Here is a 19821-nt window from a genome sequence, read left to right on the forward strand (position 1 = left end):
GTCCATGAAGAAGGACACGCGCAAGCCGAAGAGGTTCATCCCGCCCAAGATCTTCCAGAGGAAGAAGAACCAGCCCACCGTGCAGAACACCGGCACGCCCATGCAGCGGACGGTGCCGTCGAAGAACCGGGTGCCGCAGCAGCTTCTGGGCCAGGCCCGCAACCAGCAGGGCGGGCCGCCGACAGACGTGATCACCCGTCCGCGCAGCAGCGGGAACGCGGTGCAGCGACTTCCCTCGGAGACGATCATCCACGTCGACGAGGCCGACGAGATCGACCTCGTGGTGCGGAACCAGGTCGACTCCATTCTGGACGATCTGCTCGAACCCGGCCTGGAGAAGCCGGTCGACCTGGTCGTCGGCGGGCTGCCGCTGCGGGTGGACTACACCGAGATCACGAAGCTGGCGAAGGGCGAGGAAGGGGCGTACATCGACAAGAAGGTGGCGCAGATCCTGAAGAAGCCCTGCAAGATCGGCGACGCCTTCATGGGAACCATCGGTGTCCACAACGAGGAGATGGCGCAGTGGCTGATGCGCGCGCTGTGCCTCATCGCCGACAACGAGCAGGCCCTCACCGAGCTGGGCGTGCAGCCCCTCGCCATCGTGAAGCGCCTGATCACCACGGCCAAGAGCCAGATCAGGATGACCATGCAGGTGGGCGAGGGGATGGAGCTGCGGGTCCTGCAGGTCGGCGGCCTGATGTGCGAGAAGCTGCTGAGCACGCTCTCGGTGCCGGACCAGAAGACTAGGGACTGGCTGCACACCGTCTACAACCCCGGCAGGAACAAGGCCCGGCCCATCGGGCCGCTCGACCCGGACCTGCTCAGGCAGCAGATGACGATCAACCTGCTCCAGGTGATCCGGGGCGAGTACCGGGTCTGGCACACCGCGTCAGGGCGGGTCACCGAGCCCCACAAACTGGAGGACATCGGGAAGATCGCGAACTTCGTCCAGGGCTTCCTGAAGAAGCAGTACGGCGACTATCCGCTCGCCGCCATCGACAGCGTCTACCACAAGGGCTGGATCTACAGCCAGCAGCTCGTGAGCACCGAGAGCAAACCCGGCGACACCCGGGAGCTGCTGGGCTGGCTGGTCAACCGGGGCGACTACGTCGGCTGGGGCAAGGAGTACGGGAGCCCGTACGCGCAGGCGAACTACAACCCGTCCCGGCCGGAGGACAAGAAGTTCCTGCTGGGCGTCTACACCGAGCTGCTCCAGAACCCGAAGTTCGTGAAGTACCTCCGGGTGGTGAGCCAGCTGACAGCCTGCCACGCGCCCGGCACGGGCAAGGTCATGGTGCAGCCGTGGCACCACAACACCGACTTCACCTCCCGGGTCAACTTCCGGTGGAAGCGGGCCCGTACGCTGATCCACGAGTTCCTGCACGTCCTCACGCACGACCACGTCCGCACGGTCGAGGCCGGCCACAAGCAGATCCTCCTCGAAGGGTTCACCGAGCTGCTCACCGTGGAGGTCTTCGCCCGGCTCATCGAGGACGTGAAGACGAACGAGGAGAGCCGTCTGATCATCCTCGGCGACGAGCCGTACGCCGCGCCGGACCCCGGCTATCTGGAGCTCGGCTACGCCGACGCGGGGGTGAAGGCGCAGCTCATCGCCGGCAGCGTTTCCCTGGACAACGTCAAGGCCGCGTACTTCCTGGGCGCGACCAAGTTCATCGGCCTGTAGGAGCGGAGCCTCATGTCCCTCGTCAAGACCAAACGCGACGCCGCGCTCGCTCCCGTCGCCGGCGCCGGTTCAGGAGTGGACGACCTGCTCGCCCGGCAGGGCGTGGAAGAGACCTTCCGCTCCCTGGAGGCGCGGCTGCGCGGCGAGGTCGCCGAGCAGTACCCGTCCCGGTGGATCGACGTCGCCGGCTACGAGCTGCCCGACCAGCGGTGGCTGGTGCACGGCCAGGACCTGCTGCTGCGCAACGCCGCGGCGGCCGGGCCGGAGTTCGACGGCGCGCGGGCCTCGTCCCTGCTCGTCGACCTGGCGGGCGGGCGCCGCTTCGACCCGGGCTTCTCCGGGGACGCCTTCACCTACGAGATCCTCGCGCTGAGCGGCTGGCTGGAGAGCGCGCTGCCCGCGGCACTGCGGGTGCCCGGCGGCCCGGCGCTGACGCGGCTGGCCGAGCTCTACCGGCCCCCCGCTTCGGCCGCGTTCGACCCGGAGGCGCTGACGTCGGCCGTGCTTCCGGCCCTGACCGAGCGGCTGATCGCGGAACGGGGCCGGTGGGAGGCCGGCACGCTGGAGATGGAGGACCCGCTGTGGATGGAGCAGCTCGCCCGGACGCTGCAGGCGTTCGTCCGGGACGACACCGGCCTGTTCGCCGTCGCCCGCGCTGACGGGCCGCTGCACGACGGCTTCGCCTACGGCGAGGACGTCACCGGGGGCAGCGCCCGGCCCGACGACGACACCACGCGCCTGGCGTTCCTGCGCCGCCAGGTGCATCTGATCGGCCGCGCCGCGCCCGGCGGATCGGCCCTGCACACCGCGGGGTACGACCACACCAGGGCCGGGCACCGTGAGGAGCTGGACGAGCTGCTGCGGAGCTGGCTCACCGGCGATCCCGCGCTGGCGGGGCTGGTGAGCGAGTCACTTCCCCGCACCCCCGCGCACCGCGACGGCCACACCGGCTGGATCTACGTCCCGGACCTGCTGCCCGGCGCCGCCTGGGGGCCGAGGGAGGCGTGGCGGCCGTACCTCTGCCGGACCATGCTGCACGAGCTGCTGCACCGCCTGGCCCACCCCGCCTACGTGGACCGGGCGGACCGGGCCGGGGACCCGTACCTGCTGCTGGAGGGGGTCGTCGAGCTGCTCACGGCCGAGTTCTTGACCATGGCGCGGTCCCATGCCGAGCTGGGGGCGCTGGTTCCCGAGGACGTGCCGGTAGGCGGCGGCGCGGGCGAGATCCAGGACCTGGCCGGCCCCGACAACGTCAAGGCGGCCTTCTTCCTGGGCCGCACGGAGTTCATCGGCCTTCCGTAGCGGGTAGGGGTTCATGACAGGGTGTCGTCATCCGCTTGACCGCACGCCCCCGGGTTTGTGACACTGTGTCATGAAGATGCCCGTACCGCATGTGGGGTGAGCCGTGACCTCTTTCTCCGAGACCTTGAGAGCCGCAACCTGGGGTGACCACGAGTCGGCCGAGGACGAGAGCTATCTCAAGGAGCTCATGAGCGGCCGGCTCAGCGAGCCGGAGTACGGCGAGATGGTCGCCCAGCACTACTTCGCCTACGTCGCCCTGGACGGCGTGTCCCGCAGGCTGAGAGATCATCCGGTGGCGGGCCGCTTCGTCTTCCCCGAGCTCTACCGGGAGCCGGCGCTGGAGCGTGACCTGGCGACAGTGTACGGGGCGGGCTGGCGCGAGCGGATCGCGCCGTCGAAGGCGACCCGCACGCTGGTCGCGCGGATCGAGCAGATGGCCGACTGGCCGGGCGGCTACATCGCCCACCACTACACCCGCTACCTCGGCGACCTGTCCGGCGGGCAGTTCATCCGGATGGAGCTGGAGAAGATCTACGGCTACCGCAAGGGCGGCGGCGGCGCGGACTTCTACGTGTTCGACGAGGTGGGCAGCCTGCCCCGGTTCAAGAACGAGTATCGGGCCCGGCTCGACGCGCTGGAGCTCGACGAGCGGGAGCGGCAGCGGATCATCCGCGAGGTGCGGCTCGCGTATCAGCTCAACACCGAGGTGCTGGCCGGGCTGATGCACACCGTCCGGGCCGCCGCCTGAGCGAAAGCCTACGATGGCCCTATGCCCCGCATCTCCGCCGCCACCATCGGCGAGCACCGTGCCCAGACGCGCGACCGCATCCTCCAGGCTGTCTCGCGCCTGTCGAGGGTGCAGGGCATCGACGCCATCTCGATGACCGACGTGGCGGGCGAGGCCGGCATCACCCGCACCGTGCTCTACAACTACTACCCGGACAAGGCGGCGCTGCTGCTGGCCTTCGCCGAGCGGGTGACGAGCTACTTCATCGACAGCTACGAGCGCGACCTGCCCGAGGGCGCCTCCCCGGCCGACCGGCTGCGCGCGTTCGTGCGGCTGCAGCTCGAAGGGCTGCTGGCGCATCCGCATCCGGGGGCGGCCGACCTGGGCGCGGCGCTGGGCCCCGACGCCTACCAGCGGCTGGCCGAGCACGTGGCGCCGATGCAGCGCGTCCTGCTGGACATCCTCGACAGCGGCGTGGCCTCGGGTGACTTCCAGCTGATCGACGAAGCGGCGACGGGCCGCATGATCCTGGCGGTGATCGGCGCCGAGCGGGTGCCGCTGATCAGCGGCGCGGTGACCGTGGACAAGGCGGCCGAGGTGGTCTCCGGGTTCGTCCTGCGCGCGATCTCGGCCGCGCGATGAGCCACCTGGCGATCCGGTCGGCGCAGGGCCGCTGGGTGCTCGCCGCCACCGTGCTCGGCTCCGGCCTGGCGATGCTCGACAGCACCGTGGTCAACGTGGCGCTGCCCTACCTGGGCGCGGAGCTGCGCACGGGCATGGCGGGGCTGCAGTGGACGGTCAACGCCTACACGCTGACGCTGGCGGGGCTGATCCTGCTGGGCGGCTCGCTCGGCGACCGGTTCGGCCGGCGCCGGGTGTTCCTCATCGGCACGGTCTGGTTCGCGCTGGCCTCGGCGCTGTGCGGGCTGGCGCCGAACATCGAGTTCCTGGTCGCGGCCCGCGCCTTGCAGGGGGTCGGCGGCGCGCTGCTCACGCCGGGCTCGCTGGCGATCATCCAGGCGTCGTTCGGCCGTGCCGACCGGCCGCGCGCGATCGGCGTCTGGTCGGGGCTGGGCGGGGTGGCGAGCGCGGTGGGGCCGCTGCTGGGCGGGCTCATGGTGCAGACGGTCGGCTGGCGGTGGGCGTTCCTGATCAACCTGCCGTTCGCGGCGCTGGTGGTGCTGGTGGCGGTGCGGCACGTGCCCGAGAGCCGCGACGAGCTGGCCACGGGCCGCTTCGACGTGCTGGGCTCGGTGCTGGCCGCGCTCGCGCTGGCCGGGGTCACCTACGGGCTGATCGAGCTCGGCGCGCCGCTCGTGCTGACCGCCGGCGTGGTGCTGGGCGCGGCGTTCGTGTGGCTGGAGAAGCGCAGGTCGCCGGACGCCCTGGTGCCGGTGGGACTGTTCCGCGACCGGGTGTTCACCGCCGTGAACGTCGTGACGCTGATCATGTACGGGGCGATGGGCGTGGTGTTCTTCCTGCTGGCGGTGCAGCTGATCGTGGTGTCGGGGTTCACGCCGCTGGCGGCGGCCTCGGCGCTGCTGCCGGTCACCGTGCTGATGCTGCTGCTGTCGCCGCGGGCCGGCGAGCTGGCCAAGCGCGTCGGGCCGCGCCTGCCGATGACCTGCGGCATCGCGCTGGCCGGCGTGGGGTTCCTGTGGATGAGCACGATCGGTCCGGGAGCCTCGTACGTGCTGCAGGTGCTGCCGTCGGTCACCGTCTTCGGGCTGGGGCTGTCGGCGGCGGTGGCGCCGCTGACCGCGACCGTGCTGGCCACGGTCGACGACCGCTACGCGGGCACGGCCAGCGGGGTGAACAACGCGGTGGCGCGCACCGGCGGGCTGCTCGCGGTGGCGGCCGTGCCGCCGCTGGTCGGCCTGGTCGGCGACGCGTTCCAGAACGCACCGGTGTTCGACGCCGGGTTCCGGCTGGCGATGCTGATCAGCGCGGCGATGATGGGGGTCGCGGCGCTGATCACGGCCGTCGCGATCCGCGAGAACGTGCTCAGAACGTGAACGCCTGACTGCGGACGCTGTTGTCGAAGTTGGACACCAGCAGCTCCGGCTCGCCCACGGACCGGATCTCCGGCAGCCGCGTCAGCAGCTCGCGGAACATGGCGCGCATCTCCTGGCGGGCCAGGTTGGCGCCGAGGCAGAAGTGCGGGCCGGGCCCGCCGAAGCCGACGTGCGGCTTGGTGTCGCGGGTGATGTCGAACCGGTCGGCATCCGGGAAGACCGACTCGTCCCGGTTCGCGGAGCCGTAGAAGAGCACGACCTTGTCGCCCTTCTTCAACTCCAGGTCGCGCAGCATGCAGTCCTCGGTGACGGTGCGGCGGAACTGCATGATCGGTGAGACGTGACGGACCATCTCCTCGACGGCTCCGCCGATGTGCGCGTCGAAGTCGCTCATCAGCAGCTCACGCTGGGCCGGGTTGTCGGTGAGGAGCTTGATGCCGTGGGCCATGGTGTTGCGGGCTGTCTCGTTGCCGGCCACCAGCAGCAGCGCGAAGAACGAGCCGAGCTCGCGGTCGGTGAGCTTCTCCCCGTCGGGGTTGGCGGTGACGAGCAGGGAGATCAGGTCGCCCCTGGGATCGGCGGCCCGCTCCTGCCCGAGCTTGATGACCATCCGCTGGAGGGCGAGCAGGGCCAGCATGTTCTGACCGGCGAGCTGGACGCTGCGGGCCAGGCTGGGCCGGACGCCGGTGTAGGCGGTGGAGACGTCGGCGTGCTGGTGGACCTTGGCCCGCAGCTCGTCCGGGATGTCGAGCATGTCGCAGATGACGTGGATGGGAAGCCGGGCGGCGATCTGCGAGACGAAGTCGCGCGGCCCGTCCTTGACCGCGTCGCCGACGATGCGGGCACACGCGGCCTCGATGCCGGCCTGCAGACCGGCGAGCATGCGCGGGCTGAACGACCGGGTGACGATGCGCCGCAGCCGGGCGTGCCGGGGGTCGTCCATGTTGACCATGGACTCGCCGAACACCTGCTTGACCCAGCCGGGCGGCTCGGGGCTGGTGACGGCCGGCTCGCTGGAGAACACCTTGGCGTTGCGGCTGGCCTCGACCACGTCGGCGTGCCGGACCAGGGCGTGGAAGCCCTTGCCCGACCGGAGGAAGGGCACCTTCTTCTCCGGGAAGAACACCGGCCGGTCCAGCTCGCGAAGCCGGGCGAACGCCTCGTGTCGTTCTTTGAGCGGCTTGCGCCAGAAGTCGAGATCGGCGAGGTCGATGTCCACGTGCCTATCCTGGCACGTTCCCGTGGAGTTAAGCCCGGGTTCGGCTGGTGCGGACATTCCTAGAGGCATGAACGCTCTGCTGGCCGCCTGCCTGCTCCTCCCCCTCACCGCCGGTACGGCTCACGCCCAGGTGGCGCGGTGCGCCGGCACGCCGTCGGACTTCGACGCCGACGGCCGTCCGGACGTGGCGGTGGCCGCCCCGTACGACGACCGGCGGGCCGGATCCGTGACGATCCTGTACGGGTCGGGCGAACGGGTGAAGCTGGTCCAGGACGGCGCGGAACCGGGTGACGCGTTCGGATCGGCGCTGGCGTCGGGCGACTTCGACGGGGACCGGTGCGCCGACCTGGCCGTGGGGGTGTCGGAGCAGTTCGCCGGGAAGCGGGTGCCGGGCGCGGACGGCGACGGGGTCGTCCAGCTCTACCGTGGCTCCCCCGGCGGGCTGCGGCCCGGCCGGGAACTGGCGCCGGCCCGGCCGTCGGGCGACCGGTTCGGGGCGTCGCTGGCCGCCGGCGACCTGGACGGGGACGGGCGCGACGAGCTGGCGGTGGGCGCTCCCGGCATGCGGTCCGGGGGCGGGGTCGTCCTCTACTGGATGAAGGGCCGCGAACCGTACCCGATCACGCAGCGGACGGGATGGGTGCGGCAGGCGGCGCGCGCGACGGACCAGTGGGGCGAGTCGCTGGCGACCGGGGACTTCGACGGCGACGGCGACGACGAGCTGGTGACCGGCGCGCCGGCCGACAGCGTGACCGCGGACGGGCAGGGGTCGGTGACGGTGCTCGACGTGCGGCGCGAGCGGGCGCTGCGGATCACGCAGAGCTCGGCGGGGATCAAGGGCGGCGCGGAGAAGTGGGACGGGTTCGGGGCGGCCCTGGCGACCGGCGACTTCGACGCCGACGGCCGCGACGACCTGGTCGTCGGCGTGCCGGGCGAGGGGCTGACGGCGAACCAGCGGGCGATGGACTACGGCGACGGCGCGCTGCACGTGCTGTACGGGACGCGCTACGGGCTGCGCGGAGCCAGGTCGGAGATGTGGACGCAGAGGCTGCTCAAGGGCACGCCGCGCTATTACGACCGGTTCGGCGCGTCGCTGGCGGCCGCGGACTTCGACGGCGACGGCGACGACGAGCTGGCCGTCGGCGTGCCGGGCGAGAACGCGGTGCAGGTGCTGGCCGGCGCCCCGCGGGGCGGCCTGGGCCGGCACGGCGACGTGCTGATCAAGGGGAAGGGCTGGTCGGTGTCGGCGCTGCCGGCCACGGGCGGGCTCCGGACGCTGGCGAAGGGGCCGCCGCCGCACGGGCTGGTGGTGGCGGCTCCGGGCAAGGGCGTGGTGACGTACGTGCCGGGCGCGCGCGAAAGCGGGCTGCGGCCGGGCAGGGCCCGCGAGCTGGGCTCCGGCGAGGGCCTGTACGGCTACGCGATCGGCTGATCCGGCGCGTGCGGCTGGTGCGGCAGCGTGACGGTGAAGACGGCGCCCTCGCCCGGCCGCCCCGCCGCCGAGATCGTGCCGTCGTGCGCCTCGACGAGCGTGGCCGCGATCGCCAGCCCGAGCCCCGAGCCGCCGGTGCCGCGGGCCGGGTCGGCGCGGTAGAACCGCTCGAACACCCGCTCGGCCACCTCCGGCGGGAAGCCGGGCCCCTCGTCGGCGACCTCCAGCACCGCCCGCCCGTCCCGGACGCCGACGCCCACCCGGAACGGCGTCCCGTCCGGCGTGTGCGTGAGCACGTTGCTGACCAGGTTGCCGACCACCTGGCCGAGCCGCGACTCGTCGCCGGTGACGATCACCGGGCCCTCCCCGCCGTGCAGCCGGACCAGCTCGATCTCACGTCCCGGCGCCAGCGTCTGGGCGTCGATCACCGCCGTGGCGGCCAGGCTGAGCAGGTCGACGGGCCGCCGCGCGAGCCCGCGCCGCTGGTCGAGCCGGGCCAGCAGCAGCATGTCCTCCACCAGCAGCCCCATCCGGGCGGCCTGGCCCTCGATCCGCCCCAGCAGCCGCACCGCCTCGGCCAGGTCCTTGTCCTCCCCGAGGCGGTAGAGCTCGGCGAACCCGCGGATGGAGGTGAGCGGCGTGCGCAGCTCGTGCGAGGCGTCGGCCATGAAGCGGCGCATCAGCTCCTCCGACCGGCGCGCGGCGATGGCGGACTCGCGGGCCGACTCGGCCGCCGCCTCACGCTCGCGGGCGGCGCGCTCGATCTGGCCGAGCATGCCGTTGAGCGCCCGGCCGAGCTTGCCGACCTCGGTCGTGCCGGCCCACAGCGGCACCCGCCGCGACAGGTCGCCGCCCGCGATGTCGCCGGCCGTACGCTCGATCTCGCCGAGCGGCCGCAGGCTGCGGCGCACCAGCCAGTGGCAGGCGAACCCGAGCACCAGCAGCGTCCCGCCGCCGCCCGCCGCGACGATCAGGCCGAGCTGGGAGACGGTGGCGTCCACGTCGCCCAGGCTGATCGCGATCACCCGGCTGGCGCCGTCGCGCCTGGGCACGGCCACCACCCGCCAGCTCGGGCCGCCCGCGCCGCGTGACTCGGCGGTGAACGGCCGGCCCGCCCGGCGGACGACGTCGGCGGTGGTGAGCGGCGGCAGGTCGGGGACGTGGCTCTCGGTCGACTCGGCGAACGTGCGCACGACCGTGCCGCCCGGGTCGACCAGCACCTGGTGGAACAGGCCGAAGAAGCGCTGCGGCCGGGCCCCCGGCTGCGGGTCGGGCGGCGGCGGCATCACCCGCCAGGCCCCGCTGGCCGCGCGCAACTGCTGGTCCACCCGCTCGACGAGGTAGCCGCGCAGCAGCCGTACCGCGAACAGCCCGGTCGCCGTGATCGCCACCGTGACCAGGAGCAGCGTGACCGACACGAGCCGCAGCCACAGCGGGGTGCGGGCCAGGTGCCTCCTCATCCCTTCGGCGGGCGCAGGATGTAGCCGACGCCGCGCAGCGTGTGCAGGTAGCGGGGTTCGCCCGCGTCCATCTTGCGGCGCAGGTAGGACACATACGACTCGACCAGGCCCACGTCGGTGCGCCAGGCGCCGTTCCAGACGTGGTCGAGGATCTGCGCCTTGGACAGCACCCGGCCGGAGTTCAGCATGAAGTAGCGCAGCAGCCGGAACTCGGTGGGCGACAGCCGCACCGGGACGCCGTCACGCCACACCTCGTGGGTCTCCTCGTCCAGCTCCAGCTCGGCGATCCGGAGCCGGTTGGGCTGCGGATCGCCCCGCCTGGTCCGGCGCAGCACCGCGCGGATGCGGGCGATGACCTCCTCCAGGCTGAACGGCTTGGTCACGTAGTCCTCGCCGAGTCCGAGGCCGGCGATGGTGTCCTCGGGGCTGTCCTTGGCGGTGACGAACAGCACCGGGACCCGGCGGCCGCGGGACCGCAGCCTGCCCGCGACCGCCAGGCCGTCCAGGTCGGGCAGCATGACGTCGAGCATCACCAGGTCGGGCGCGCTCTCCTCGGCCACGCGCAGCGCCTCACGCCCGTCGGCGGCGGTCAGCACCTCGAACCCGGCCATCCGCAGGCCGGCCGAGAACAGCTCCCTGATGTTGGGCTCGTCGTCCACCACCAGCAGCCTGGCCTCGGGCCCGGGGTCGCTCACCGGCCAGACCCCGTCTGGGTGATCGCGGTGGCCGACACCGAGCCGTCGCCGCCCCGCTCGCCGCGCACCATGACGGTGGCCCCGGCCTCGAGGTCGGACACCGAGCCGCGCCTGGACACCTGGACCGTGGTCGCGCCGGTGGTGGTGACCGTGACAGTGGAACCGTCCATGGTCCTCAGGTATACCTTCCCTTTCTCCACCTTTTCGACGGTTCCTACCGTCCCGCCGCCGGTCATGCGCTGCCGGCCGCCGCCCTGCTGCGGGACGTTCCCCCGCGTTCCGGGGGACGCCGCCGTGGTCGCGGGCGTTCCCAGCGCCTTCTGCGCCTGGATGCCGATGAGCACGCCCGCGACCAGGACGACCCCCGCCACCAGGGCGAGCGTCAGCCGGGACGCCCCCTGCCGCGGCCGGGCGGCCGGCTCCTCACCGCGGAACGGCGAGTCGTCGAGCTGGGTCATGTCCTTCTCCTCACTCATGGCGCAGGGCCTGGATCGGCCGGAGCTTGGCGGCCCGGTTGGCGGGATAACCGCCGAAGAACAGCCCGATCCCCGCCGAGACGCCCAGCGCGAGCGCGACCGACGACGGGACCAGGACCGGCTGGATCCCGGCGATGGCGAACCGGGTGCCCACGTAGGCCACCAGCACCCCGGACAGCCCGCCGGCCAGGCTGAGCAGCGTCGCCTCCAGCAGGAACTGGCCGAGGATCGCGCCCCTGGGCGCGCCGATCGCCTTGCGGATGCCGATCTCCCTGGTCCGCTCGGTGACGGTGACCAGCATGATGTTGGTGATGCCGATGCCGCCGACCAGCAGCGAGATCGCGGCGACGGCGGCGAGCAGCACGGTGAACGTGCCGGTCGCCTCGCTGACGGTCTCCTGCAGCGTGGCCTGGTTGAGTATCCGGTAGTCGGCGGCACCGCCGGCCGCGACGCCGTGCCGCTGGTTCAGCACGGCGGTGACCTCGGCCTGGGCCGCCTCCGTGGCGGCCGCGCCGCTCGCCTGGACGACGATCGAGTCGAGCGGCCCGAACCCGGTCAGGCTCTGCTGCACGGCCGGCAGCGGCGCGATCACCACGTCGTCGGCGTCCTGCCCGCCGGTGGATCCGGCCTCCTTCAGCACGCCGACGACCGTGAACGGCACCCCGGCCACGCTCACCTGCTCGCCGACGGGGTCGCGCGCGCCGAACAGCTCACCCGCGACGGTCTGCCCGATGACCACGACCTTGCGGGCGGCCAGGACGTCGTCGTCGAAGAAGTACGTGCCCCGCGCCACGGGCTTGTTGGTCGCCTCGAAGTAGCTCGGGTAGGTGCCGACGAGCTGCCCGGCGGTGTGGCTCGCGCCCGCGTACGTCACGGCGGGCGCGGTGCCGTTCACCACCGGGGAGACGCTCCTCACCGACGGGGCCAGGCTCCTGTCGGTGAGCGCCCTGGCGTCGGCCAGCGTCAGCTCCCTGGCCTGCGTACGCGGCCCGGCCTGCTGCGGGCCGCCCATGCCGCCGCGCCCGCCGCCGGCGAACGACGGGGAGATCGTCAGCGTGTTGGCGCCGAGCCGCTGGATGTTCTGCTGGATGCTGCGCGAGGAGCCCTCCCCGACGGCCACCAGCATGATCACGGCCGCGACGCCGATGAGGATGCCCAGCGTGGTGAGCGCGCTGCGCAGCTTGTTCGCCAGCAGCCCGCGCATCGCGAAACGGAGGATCTCGTACGGGCTCACGCGGCGGCCTCCGCCGGCCGGGGCGGCGGCCCGTCCACCGGAGCCTGGCGGCGGTCCTCGACGATCTCGCCGTCCACCAGCCGGATGACGCGCTTGGCGTGCGCGGCCACGTCGTTCTCGTGCGTGATCAGCACGATGGTCCGGCCCGAAACGCTGAGCTCGTCCAGGACGCGCAGCACGTCGCGGGTGGAGGCGGTGTCCAGGTTGCCGGTCGGCTCGTCGGCCAGCAGCAGCGCCGGCGCGGTGACGAGCGCCCTGGCCACGGCCACCCGCTGCTGCTGGCCGCCGGACAGCTGGTTCGGCTCGTGGTGGACCCGGTCGGCCAGGCCCACCCGCTCCAGCGCGGCCAGCGCCCGTGAGCGCCGCTCGGCCCGGCCGATCCCGCCGTAGGCGAGCGGCAGCTCCACGTTGGCCAGCGCGCTCATCCTCGGGATCAGGTTGAACGACTGGAACACGAACCCGACCCGCCGGTTGCGCAGCACCGCCAGCCGGTGCTCGTCCAGCTCGCCCACGTCCGCGCCGTCGATCAGGTACCGGCCGGAGGTGGGCACGTCCAGGCAGCCGAGGATGTTCATCAGCGTCGACTTGCCGGAGCCGGAGGCGCCCATCACCGCCACGTAGTCGCCCCGCTCCACGTCCAGGTCGACGCCGCGCAGCGCCCGGACCTTCGCGTCGCCCTCGCCGTACTCCTTGACCAGGCGCCGCACGCTCAGCACGGGGGCCGTCATCGCGTGCCCCCGCGCAGGACCGCGGGGCCGCCGCCCGGGAAGCCGTCCTGGCGCCGGCCGCTCTGGGCGGGGGCCGTGGCGGGCGGGACGAGCCGGTCACCTTCGGACACGCCGGACCTGATCTCCGTGGTGGCCGTTCCCCGCACGCCGACCTCGACCACCGTCCTGGTCTGCCGCCCGTCCTTCAGGACGGTGACGGCGTCCTGGCCGCCGCTGGTGGAGATCGCCGCCGACGGCACGGTGACGACGTCCTCGGCGCGGCCGACCTCGACCGCCACGGTGCTGGTCTGGCCCAGCCGCACCTGCTCGGGGACCGTGGTGAAGGAGATCGTCACCGGGTACTGGACGACGTTCTGGCTGGTGACGGCGACGGGCTGGATCTGGGTGACCTCGCCGGTGGCGGTCACGCCGGGCAGCGCGTCGAACGTGACCGCCGCCTCCTGGCCGACCTTGAGCTTGCCCACGTCCGACTCGGTGAACGAGCCGACGAGCCGCAGCCTGCCGGTGTCGGCCACCTCCACGAACCCCGCGGACCCACCCGTACCGCCGGTGCCGCCGGTGCCGCCGCTGCCGCCCGTGCCGCCCGACGGGCCGCCGGCCGTGCCGTTCACCGCCGTCACGGTGCCGGCGAACGGCGCCTTCAGCACCGTCCCCGCGACCGTGCGGGCCGCCGCCCGGTAGGCGTTGCGGGCCTTGACGTAGGCGGCGTAGAGCCGCGCGGTCGACGTGCCCTCCGCCCGTGCCTCCTCGTACGTGGCCAGCGCCGCCGCCTGGCTCTCCCGGGCGGCAGCGTCGTCCAGCCTGGCCAGGATGTGCCCCTTCTTCACCTTGTCGCCCGGCTTGACGTAGATCCGGTCGACCGTCCCCTGTGTGCCGAACGCCAGTGCCCGGCTCCTGGCGCTCTCCACCGCGCCGGACGCCGACACCGTGGCGATCACGGTCCCGCGCGCCGCCGTCACCGTGCGCACGGCCGTCTCGCCCGCCGCCCGTCCCGTGCCGAGCTGGGCATAGGCGAACGTCGCACCGCCCAGCAGGAGCACCGCGAGCACTCCGTTGGTCATCAGCGCCCTGCGCCTCGTCGACACCTTCACAGCCGGTGACCCTGGCACACCAGCCTGCGCCTCAGCGGTGAGCCGGCTGAAGGTTCGCTGACAGCCCGGCGGCCCCACCGGTCCCTCAGGAAACTCTGAGCGCGCTCGCAGGCCCACGCCCACCTTGCGCCGCCATCATGAGCCCCCATGAGACCGACACTCCCGCCGAAAGCGCTCACGCTGGGCGGGCTGGCCCTGGCCGTCCTCGTGGCCGGGACCGGCCTCGCGCTCACGCTGAGCTCCGACGACCCGCCCGCCGACCGGGCGCGCCCCGCCGCCGCCCGGCGCGGCGAGGTCACCGCCTCGGTCACGGCCGCGGGCAACACCGTCGACGGCTCCCGCCGCGACCTCGCCTTCGGCTCCGCCGGCACCGTCACCAAGCTGTACGTCTCCCCGGGCTCGGCGGTCAGGAAGGGCCAGGTCCTGGCCAGGATCGACGCCTCCGCCGCCCGCGAATCCCACGCGGCGGCCCTGGCCGACCTCGCCGCCGCGGAGGAATCCCTCGCCACCGCCGCCTCTTGCCCCCCGTCCTCCTCTGACGCGACCCGTACGGCGGCCGGCGGCGGAGCGGCCGGCCGGGCCGCCGTGGCCTTGGCGGCGGCCTTGACCACCCCGGCGCGCACCCCGACCCCGCGGCCGACGACCTCACCTGACGTCGCCACGCCACCCCCCGCCCCCGGCACACCGGCCCGCGAGCCCCACCCGCTCGCCACCGTCACAGTCACCGCCACCGTGACGGCAACAGTCACCAAGACCATTACCGCACCCCCCCGCGAGCAGCCCCGCAACCGGCCCAGCCGGACGTCCCATCGGCATCCCCACGAGCAGTCCGACCGGCCGGCCCACGAGCACTCCCACCGAGGGCCGACCCGGTGGTCCCACGCGGGAGCCTGGGGATGGCGCCGTGGCGCCGGGGTGGCCGACGACGGGCGGGGGGACGCCTGACGCCACCGGCAGCGCCCGTCCGCCGGACGCCGGTGAGCCCTCGGCCGCCCCCTCCGGAAGCCCGTCCCAGGAAGGACGCCCGTCCAGGAAACCGTCCGAGGAAGGACGCCCGTCCAGGAAACCGTCCGAGGAGGGACGGCCGTCCGGGGAACCGTCCGAGCGGGGACGGCCGTCCGGGGGGCCGACGGGTGGGAGTCCGTCCGGGAGGCCGACGACCGGGGGGAAGCCGTCCGGGACGCAGGGGTGTGACCCGGAGGCCGCCGAGGAGCAGGCGGCGGCCGCCGTCGACCGGGCCAGAGCGGCGGTGGAGGAGGCCGCAGACGGCGTGCCCGCCACCCGGATCGTGGCGCCGGCGGCCGGGACCGTCCTGTCCGTCGCCGGCACGGTGGGCGGCACGGCCGGCACCGGCACCTTCATCACCCTCGGCGACCTGAACGAGCTCCAGGTCCAGGCCATGGTCACCGAGTCCGACGTGAACCGGCTCAAGCTGGGCCAGCAGGCGGTGGTCACCGTGGCCACCCACCCCGGCGAGCGGCACGCGGCCGCGGTCACCCACATCGCCCCGACGGCCACCACCGACGACCGGCTCGTCCGCTACGCGGTGACGCTCGCCTTCGACGACCCCCCGGCGGATCTCATGCTCGGCCAGAGCGCCTCGGTCACGGTGACCACGGGCACCGCCAGGGACGCCGTGTACGTCCCCGCCGCCGCGATCCGCGGCCGCGCCGACGGCGCCGCGACGGTCACCGTCCGCTCCGCGGGCAGGGACGTCGCGCGGGTGGTGCGTACGGGCGTCCGCGGCGACCGGTTCGTCGAGGTGACATCCGGCCTGGACGAGAACGACCAGGTGGTCATCTCCTCCGCCGCCACCGGTGAGTTCCCCGGCAGCGGCTGGCCCGAGGGAAGCTGAGCCCCGGGCCGCCGGGGAGCGGCCGGGGCGTTGAGCGCATCCGCAGGAGGTTCACAGGGACCGTTCAGGCTCCGGCCCGGGCCGGGAGGGAGAATCCTTCGGGCGGCGAGCCCTCGGCGAACAGCATCCGCACCCGGGCCGTGCCCTCCCTCATCTCCCGGGCCCGCCGGTATTCCGGGGAGTCGTACCACTCCCTCACCCGGCCCATGTCGGGGAACTCGATGACCAGGAGCCGGGAGAAGTCCCAGGCGCCTTCGACCGCCTCGGGCGTGGGGCCCGCCACGAGGTATCGACCGCCGTGGCTGAGGATGGACGGCTGGGCCACGGCGGCGTAGGCCAGCCCGGCCTGCTGGTCGAGCACGTCGACTCCGACGATGACGTAAGCGGGCATGAGCTTCCCTGCTCTCGATGGACACGGCGTGTACTTTCGACACGCCGAAGACTAATGTACTGCTGTAACCTATCGGCGTGAACAACGACGGGGGCGAGCGCGCCGGGGCCACGCCGAGCCGCCGGGAGCGGCTGCGGGCGGAGACGAGCCGCGAGATCAAGGCCATCGCGCTGCGCCAGATGGCCGGCGGCGGGCCGGGGGCCATCTCGCTGCGCGGCATCGCCCGCGACATGGGCATGACCGCACGCGCGATCTACAGCTATTTCCCTACCCGGGACGAGCTGATCACGGCACTGATCAGCGAGATCGCCACCTCGATCGCGGAGGCCACGGAGAGCGCCGGCAACGCCGTGCCCGACAGCGATCCCGGCGGCAGGCTGATGGCCTGGGGCCAAGCCCTGAGGGAATGGGCGCTGGCTCACCCGGAGGGCTTCCGGCTCTTCTACGGCCACCCGATCCCCGGCTACCAGCCCCCCGAGGACGGGCCGGTGGAGCAGACGGCACGCCGGGTGTGCCGCGACCTCACCCGCCTGGTGGCCGCCGCCTGGCCGCACGCCCGGCACCACCAGCCCGACGACACCGCCTGGTCCGATCTGCACCCCGACCACGTCGCCAAGATCCAGGCCGAGCTCCCGGACGTGCCACCCGCCGCGGCGGCGCTGGCGCTGCGCGTCTGGGGCCGGATGCACGGCCTGGTCGCCCTGGAGATCGACGGGCACATCCATCCCGTCGCGGGCAACCCGGCCGCGCTGCACCGCGCCGAGATGCTCGACCTGGTCAGGTCGCTGGGCCTGGAGCAGCGTCCCTAGGCGTGCGACACGATCCCCCGAGATCGTTGCATAGGAAAGGGCCTGCGGGTTCGGTGTGGATTGCGACATCTACGCCGAGCCCCGGAGGCCCTTCATGCCCCACAGTAACGCGCCACTGACCGAACTCGGACGGCTTCGCCTGCACGACCGACCAGGCGACCTGGTGCACGTCGACGTCAAGAAACTCGGCAACACCCCCGACGGCGGCGGACACCGCATCACCGACCGGCAGACCGCACACCACCGCCGCAAGGCCACCACCACCGCCCGCTGCCGGCACGGCAAACCCAAGATCGGCTACAGCTACCTGCACACCGCCCTGGACGGCTTCACCAGCTACCGACAACGGCGCCTGCTACAAGTCCCACCTGTGGCGCGACACCCGCGCCGGCCTAGGGGTCACCCACAAGCGCACCCGCCCCTACCGGCCCCAGACCAACGGCAAGGTCGAACGCTTCCACCGCACTCGGCGGCCACCCACCCGCCAGCCGCGTACCTAACCTCTCAGGTCAGTACACCCAGGGGCTGTTCAGGGAAGGTTGTCACTTCAAGTGGGTAAGGATCGTTTCTGAGAGCGGGAGAGCGGTCTTTACTTGATTCGGCCTGGATAGGCGATGTCGAGTTCGATGAGTGCTTCGCGCCAGCCGGTGGTGCGCTGTCCTTCGATCAGGCGGGCGGTGCTGGGCGAGCTCTTGATCTTGCCGGTGTCATGACCGCAGAAGTGGGGCGTTCCGCATGGCGGAGGCGGGGACGCTGGCGGTGACCGTGAAGCCTCCCGCACCGTCGTCTCCCGCGCCGAAAGTGCCGCCGAGCAGAGTCACCCGGCGGTTGAGCCCGATCAGGCCCATCCCGGAGCCGGCGCTGGTCAGCGTGGGATCGACGCTCCGCCGAGGCGGCACGTTACGCACCTCGACGTCGACCCGGTCGCCGGGATAGACAATGGTGACGGTGACCGGCGCTCCGGGAGCGTGCTTGCGGGCGTTGGTCAACGACTCCTGCACCACCCGGTAGACGGCGCGGGCCACGACCGCGGGCACCGTTCCGGGATCGCCCTCGACGTGCAGAGCCGCACGGTCGGCTGCCGCCAGCGCGGCCAGGTCACCGCCGGTGTCGTCGTCGGGACGCTCGGCGGCCGCCGTCCGGGCCCCCGTGTTCATCACCCGCATGAGGTCGCGCAGCTCGGTGAGGGTTCGCGTGCCGGCGAGCCGGATCTGCTCGGCCGCGGCGCGGGCGTCGTCGTCGCGGGTGGTCACGCGCAGGGCGTCGGCGTTCAGGACGATCTCGGTGACGTGGTGGGTGACGATGTCGTGCAGCTCGGTGGCCAGGCGCCGGCGTTCGGCGGTCTCGGCTCGCTCGGCGAGCAGGTGGCGTTCGGAGTCGGCCAGCTCGGCCCGCTTGCGCAGCGACCGGATGAGCTCGCTCCGGGCCTGCAGGTAGAGGGCGATCAGCGCGGGCAGCGCGGTGGCCGACAGCGCCACGTTCAGCGCCCCCCACGAGGGCGACCAGATCGGGATCGCCGGCAGCGCCAGGACCGCGGCGAAGGTGAACGCCTGCCGCCAGGGCAACAGGACGACCAGGAACGACACCAAGATCGGGGCCGCCACGGGCAGGGCGATCCGCGACGCCACCACACTCGGCGCCAGAGCGACGCCAAGGGCGAATGCCGCCGTGACCGCGACGGCCAGCGCTCCCACCGTCCGCGGGAAGCGGACCACCAACGGCAAGGACGCGTCGAGCAGGAGGTTCAGGGCCAGCTCGGCGAGCGAGGCGGCGCCGCGAGCGTACGCGCCCGTGACGTACAGGACGATCTGAATGACGGCGCACAGCACGGCCGCGCCGGAAGCGGCCCAGAGCATGATCCGCCGGTCGCTGACAATGAGCTCTGGTCTGGAGAAACGTGGCAGTGCGCGCACAGCGGACACCTCACAAGGCCGCCGCGTGGTCCGTGGCGGCCGGTTGTCGCGGGTCGTGTTCAGCCGGGCTCATCAAGGAGTCCGGCCTGGTGGGCAAGCAGGGCGGCCTGCGTACGGTGGGTGAGGTCGAGCTTGACCAGGAGGCGGGAGACGTAGCTTCGGACGGTGGTCTCCGACAGGAACAGCCGCCCCGCGATCTCCGGATTGGTCAGCCCCTCGCCGAGGCAGGCCAGCACCTCGCGTTCACGCTCGGCGAGCACGGCCACCCGGGACCGGGCGGTGTCGCGCCGCTCGTCCCCTCTGGACGACTGCGCGATCAGCCTTCGCGCCGCGCTCGGTGACATCACGACGTTCCCGTCGGCCGCCACCTTGACCAGGTTGATCAGGTCCTCCGCCGGGGTGGCCTTCACCAGGAACCCCCCCGCGCCGGCCTCCAGGGCGCCGAGCACGTGCTTGTCGGAGTCGAACGTCGTGAGCGCGATGACCGCGGGCGGCGAGGCGAGCGCCGCGATCTCCTTCGTCGCGGTGATCCCATCCACGCCCGGCATCCGGAGATCCATCAGAACCACGTCCGGCTGGTTACGCAGGACCTCCTCGACCGCTTCCGCCCCGTCACGGGCCTCACCGACCACCTCGATCTCCGTACTGGAGCCGAGGATCACCTTGAGATGCCGGCGGACCATCGGGTCGTCGTCGGCAAGCAGAACCCTGATCACATCCGCACAGTCTGCCATCCACCATCCCCGCGCGATGGTGCCCGGCCCGCGCCCGGGCCGGGCACCATCGCGGT

At 72.7% G+C, this 19821-nt stretch carries 19 protein-coding genes and 1 pseudogene; 10 read left to right on the forward strand and 10 right to left on the reverse strand.

The features are described 5' to 3' along the window. Nucleotides 1-4: 4 nt before the first annotated feature. The 5 genes from ADY59_RS25285 (at nt 5) to ADY59_RS25305 (ending at nt 5728) form a co-directional block, all read left to right on the forward strand. The gene (locus ADY59_RS25285; RefSeq protein WP_049566465.1) at nt 5-1684 is read left to right on the forward strand and encodes a hypothetical protein; all 1680 of its coding nucleotides are present in this window, start codon (nt 5-7) and stop codon (nt 1682-1684) included. 12 nt (nt 1685-1696) lie between these two features. Then, the gene (locus tag ADY59_RS25290) at nt 1697-2986 is read left to right on the forward strand and encodes a hypothetical protein (protein WP_049566469.1); all 1290 of its coding nucleotides are present in this window, start codon (nt 1697-1699) and stop codon (nt 2984-2986) included. 103 nt (nt 2987-3089) lie between these two features. Then, the gene (locus tag ADY59_RS25295; RefSeq protein ID WP_049566472.1) at nt 3090-3734 is read left to right on the forward strand and encodes a biliverdin-producing heme oxygenase; all 645 of its coding nucleotides are present in this window, start codon (nt 3090-3092) and stop codon (nt 3732-3734) included. A gap of 21 nt (nt 3735-3755) precedes the next feature. Next, nucleotides 3756-4355, forward strand: a complete 600-nt coding sequence (locus tag ADY59_RS25300) for a TetR/AcrR family transcriptional regulator (RefSeq protein WP_049566474.1) — start codon at nt 3756-3758, stop codon at nt 4353-4355. Beyond that, nucleotides 4352-5728 (forward strand): MFS transporter, encoded by a 1377-nt coding sequence (locus ADY59_RS25305; RefSeq protein WP_049566477.1) that lies wholly within the window; start codon nt 4352-4354, stop codon nt 5726-5728. Before ADY59_RS25300 ends, ADY59_RS25305 begins: the two co-directional genes overlap by 4 nt. Here ADY59_RS25305 and ADY59_RS25310 read toward each other — a convergent pair. Then, on the reverse strand, nt 5718-6947 hold the full coding sequence (locus tag ADY59_RS25310) for a cytochrome P450 (protein WP_231618879.1): 1230 nt from the start codon (nt 6945-6947) through the stop codon (nt 5718-5720). The two genes, ADY59_RS25305 and ADY59_RS25310, sit on opposite strands and share 11 nt — an antisense overlap. Before the next feature lie 67 nt (nt 6948-7014). On the opposite strand from ADY59_RS25310, the gene ADY59_RS25315 reads away from it, so the two are divergent. After that, entirely contained in the window at nt 7015-8379 is a 1365-nt protein-coding gene (locus tag ADY59_RS25315) for an FG-GAP and VCBS repeat-containing protein (RefSeq protein ID WP_049566480.1), read from the forward strand. Here ADY59_RS25315 and ADY59_RS25320 read toward each other — a convergent pair. Genes ADY59_RS25320 through ADY59_RS25345 form a run of 6 tightly spaced genes read right to left on the reverse strand, consistent with a single transcriptional unit; the run spans nt 8364 to nt 14063 of the window. Then, nucleotides 8364-9839 (reverse strand): sensor histidine kinase, encoded by a 1476-nt coding sequence (locus ADY59_RS25320; RefSeq protein ID WP_049566484.1) that lies wholly within the window; start codon nt 9837-9839, stop codon nt 8364-8366. The two genes, ADY59_RS25315 and ADY59_RS25320, sit on opposite strands and share 16 nt — an antisense overlap. Continuing rightward, nucleotides 9836-10534, reverse strand: coding sequence for a response regulator transcription factor (locus ADY59_RS25325; protein ID WP_049566486.1), 699 nt, complete (start codon nt 10532-10534; stop codon nt 9836-9838). The genes ADY59_RS25320 and ADY59_RS25325 overlap by 4 nt, the downstream gene beginning before the upstream one ends. Beyond that, on the reverse strand, nt 10531-10992 hold the full coding sequence (locus ADY59_RS25330) for a hypothetical protein (protein WP_053175136.1): 462 nt from the start codon (nt 10990-10992) through the stop codon (nt 10531-10533). The genes ADY59_RS25325 and ADY59_RS25330 overlap by 4 nt, the downstream gene beginning before the upstream one ends. A 10-nt stretch (nt 10993-11002) precedes the next feature. Continuing rightward, nucleotides 11003-12244, reverse strand: a complete 1242-nt coding sequence (locus tag ADY59_RS25335; protein WP_049566488.1) for an ABC transporter permease — start codon at nt 12242-12244, stop codon at nt 11003-11005. Then, on the reverse strand, nt 12241-12972 hold the full coding sequence (locus tag ADY59_RS25340) for an ABC transporter ATP-binding protein (protein ID WP_049566491.1): 732 nt from the start codon (nt 12970-12972) through the stop codon (nt 12241-12243). Before ADY59_RS25340 ends, ADY59_RS25335 begins: the two co-directional genes overlap by 4 nt. Further along, a complete protein-coding gene (locus ADY59_RS25345) occupies nt 12969-14063 on the reverse strand; it encodes an efflux RND transporter periplasmic adaptor subunit (RefSeq protein ID WP_231618880.1) in 1095 nt (364 codons plus the stop codon). Before ADY59_RS25345 ends, ADY59_RS25340 begins: the two co-directional genes overlap by 4 nt. A gap of 147 nt (nt 14064-14210) precedes the next feature. Between ADY59_RS25345 and ADY59_RS53455 the strand changes: the two genes are divergently transcribed. Continuing rightward, entirely contained in the window at nt 14211-15008 is a 798-nt protein-coding gene (locus tag ADY59_RS53455; protein ID WP_049566494.1) for a biotin/lipoyl-binding protein, read from the forward strand. A gap of 304 nt (nt 15009-15312) precedes the next feature. Further along, nucleotides 15313-15918 carry an efflux RND transporter periplasmic adaptor subunit gene (locus ADY59_RS50275; protein ID WP_156325723.1) on the forward strand — a complete coding sequence of 202 codons (606 nt, stop codon included), beginning with the start codon at nt 15313-15315 and terminating at the stop codon, nt 15916-15918. A 64-nt stretch (nt 15919-15982) separates the two neighbouring features. Here ADY59_RS50275 and ADY59_RS25360 read toward each other — a convergent pair whose 3' ends face one another. Then, on the reverse strand, nt 15983-16309 hold the full coding sequence (locus ADY59_RS25360; protein ID WP_049566499.1) for a DUF1330 domain-containing protein: 327 nt from the start codon (nt 16307-16309) through the stop codon (nt 15983-15985). A 77-nt stretch (nt 16310-16386) separates the two neighbouring features. Between ADY59_RS25360 and ADY59_RS25365 the strand changes: the two genes are divergently transcribed. Together ADY59_RS25365 and ADY59_RS48965 are read left to right on the forward strand one after the other, a co-directional pair. Next, entirely contained in the window at nt 16387-17118 is a 732-nt protein-coding gene (locus tag ADY59_RS25365) for a TetR/AcrR family transcriptional regulator (protein WP_049566502.1), read from the forward strand. 142 nt (nt 17119-17260) lie between these two features. Further along, a pseudogene (locus ADY59_RS48965) lies at nt 17261-17715 on the forward strand (hypothetical protein); the annotation flags it as partial. Between the two features lie 110 nt (nt 17716-17825). On the opposite strand, the gene ADY59_RS25370 reads toward ADY59_RS48965, so the two are convergent. Together ADY59_RS25370 and ADY59_RS25375 are read right to left on the reverse strand one after the other, a co-directional pair. Continuing rightward, the gene (locus ADY59_RS25370; protein ID WP_156325724.1) at nt 17826-19031 is read right to left on the reverse strand and encodes a sensor histidine kinase; all 1206 of its coding nucleotides are present in this window, start codon (nt 19029-19031) and stop codon (nt 17826-17828) included. Nucleotides 19032-19090: 59 nt separating this feature from the next. Continuing rightward, complete coding sequence (locus ADY59_RS25375; RefSeq protein WP_049566507.1) at nt 19091-19747, reverse strand: response regulator; 657 nt, start codon at nt 19745-19747, stop codon at nt 19091-19093. Nucleotides 19748-19821: the final 74 nt, after the last annotated feature.

Origin of the sequence: Nonomuraea sp. SBT364, from assembly GCF_001083785.1 — a bacterium.
Classification (GTDB): Bacteria; Actinomycetota; Actinomycetes; order Streptosporangiales; family Streptosporangiaceae; genus Nonomuraea.

Bases quoted from the DNA above. Each gene is read 5' to 3' on its own strand.
- ADY59_RS25285 (WP_049566465.1), top strand. From the start codon at position 5: ATGAAGAAGGACACGCGCAAGCCGAAGAGGTTCATCCCGCCCAAGATC.
- ADY59_RS25290 (WP_049566469.1), top strand. From the start codon at position 1,697: ATGTCCCTCGTCAAGACCAAACGCGACGCCGCGCTCGCTCCCGTCGCC.
- ADY59_RS25300 (WP_049566474.1), top strand. From the start codon at position 3,756: ATGCCCCGCATCTCCGCCGCCACCATCGGCGAGCACCGTGCCCAGACG.
- ADY59_RS25305 (WP_049566477.1), top strand. From the start codon at position 4,352: ATGAGCCACCTGGCGATCCGGTCGGCGCAGGGCCGCTGGGTGCTCGCC.
- ADY59_RS25315 (WP_049566480.1), top strand. From the start codon at position 7,015: ATGAACGCTCTGCTGGCCGCCTGCCTGCTCCTCCCCCTCACCGCCGGT.
- ADY59_RS25320 (WP_049566484.1), bottom strand. From the start codon at position 9,839: ATGAGGAGGCACCTGGCCCGCACCCCGCTGTGGCTGCGGCTCGTGTCG.
- ADY59_RS25330 (WP_053175136.1), bottom strand. From the start codon at position 10,992: ATGACCCAGCTCGACGACTCGCCGTTCCGCGGTGAGGAGCCGGCCGCC.
- ADY59_RS25340 (WP_049566491.1), bottom strand. From the start codon at position 12,972: ATGACGGCCCCCGTGCTGAGCGTGCGGCGCCTGGTCAAGGAGTACGGC.
- ADY59_RS53455 (WP_049566494.1), top strand. From the start codon at position 14,211: ATGAGACCGACACTCCCGCCGAAAGCGCTCACGCTGGGCGGGCTGGCC.
- ADY59_RS25360 (WP_049566499.1), bottom strand. From the start codon at position 16,309: ATGCCCGCTTACGTCATCGTCGGAGTCGACGTGCTCGACCAGCAGGCC.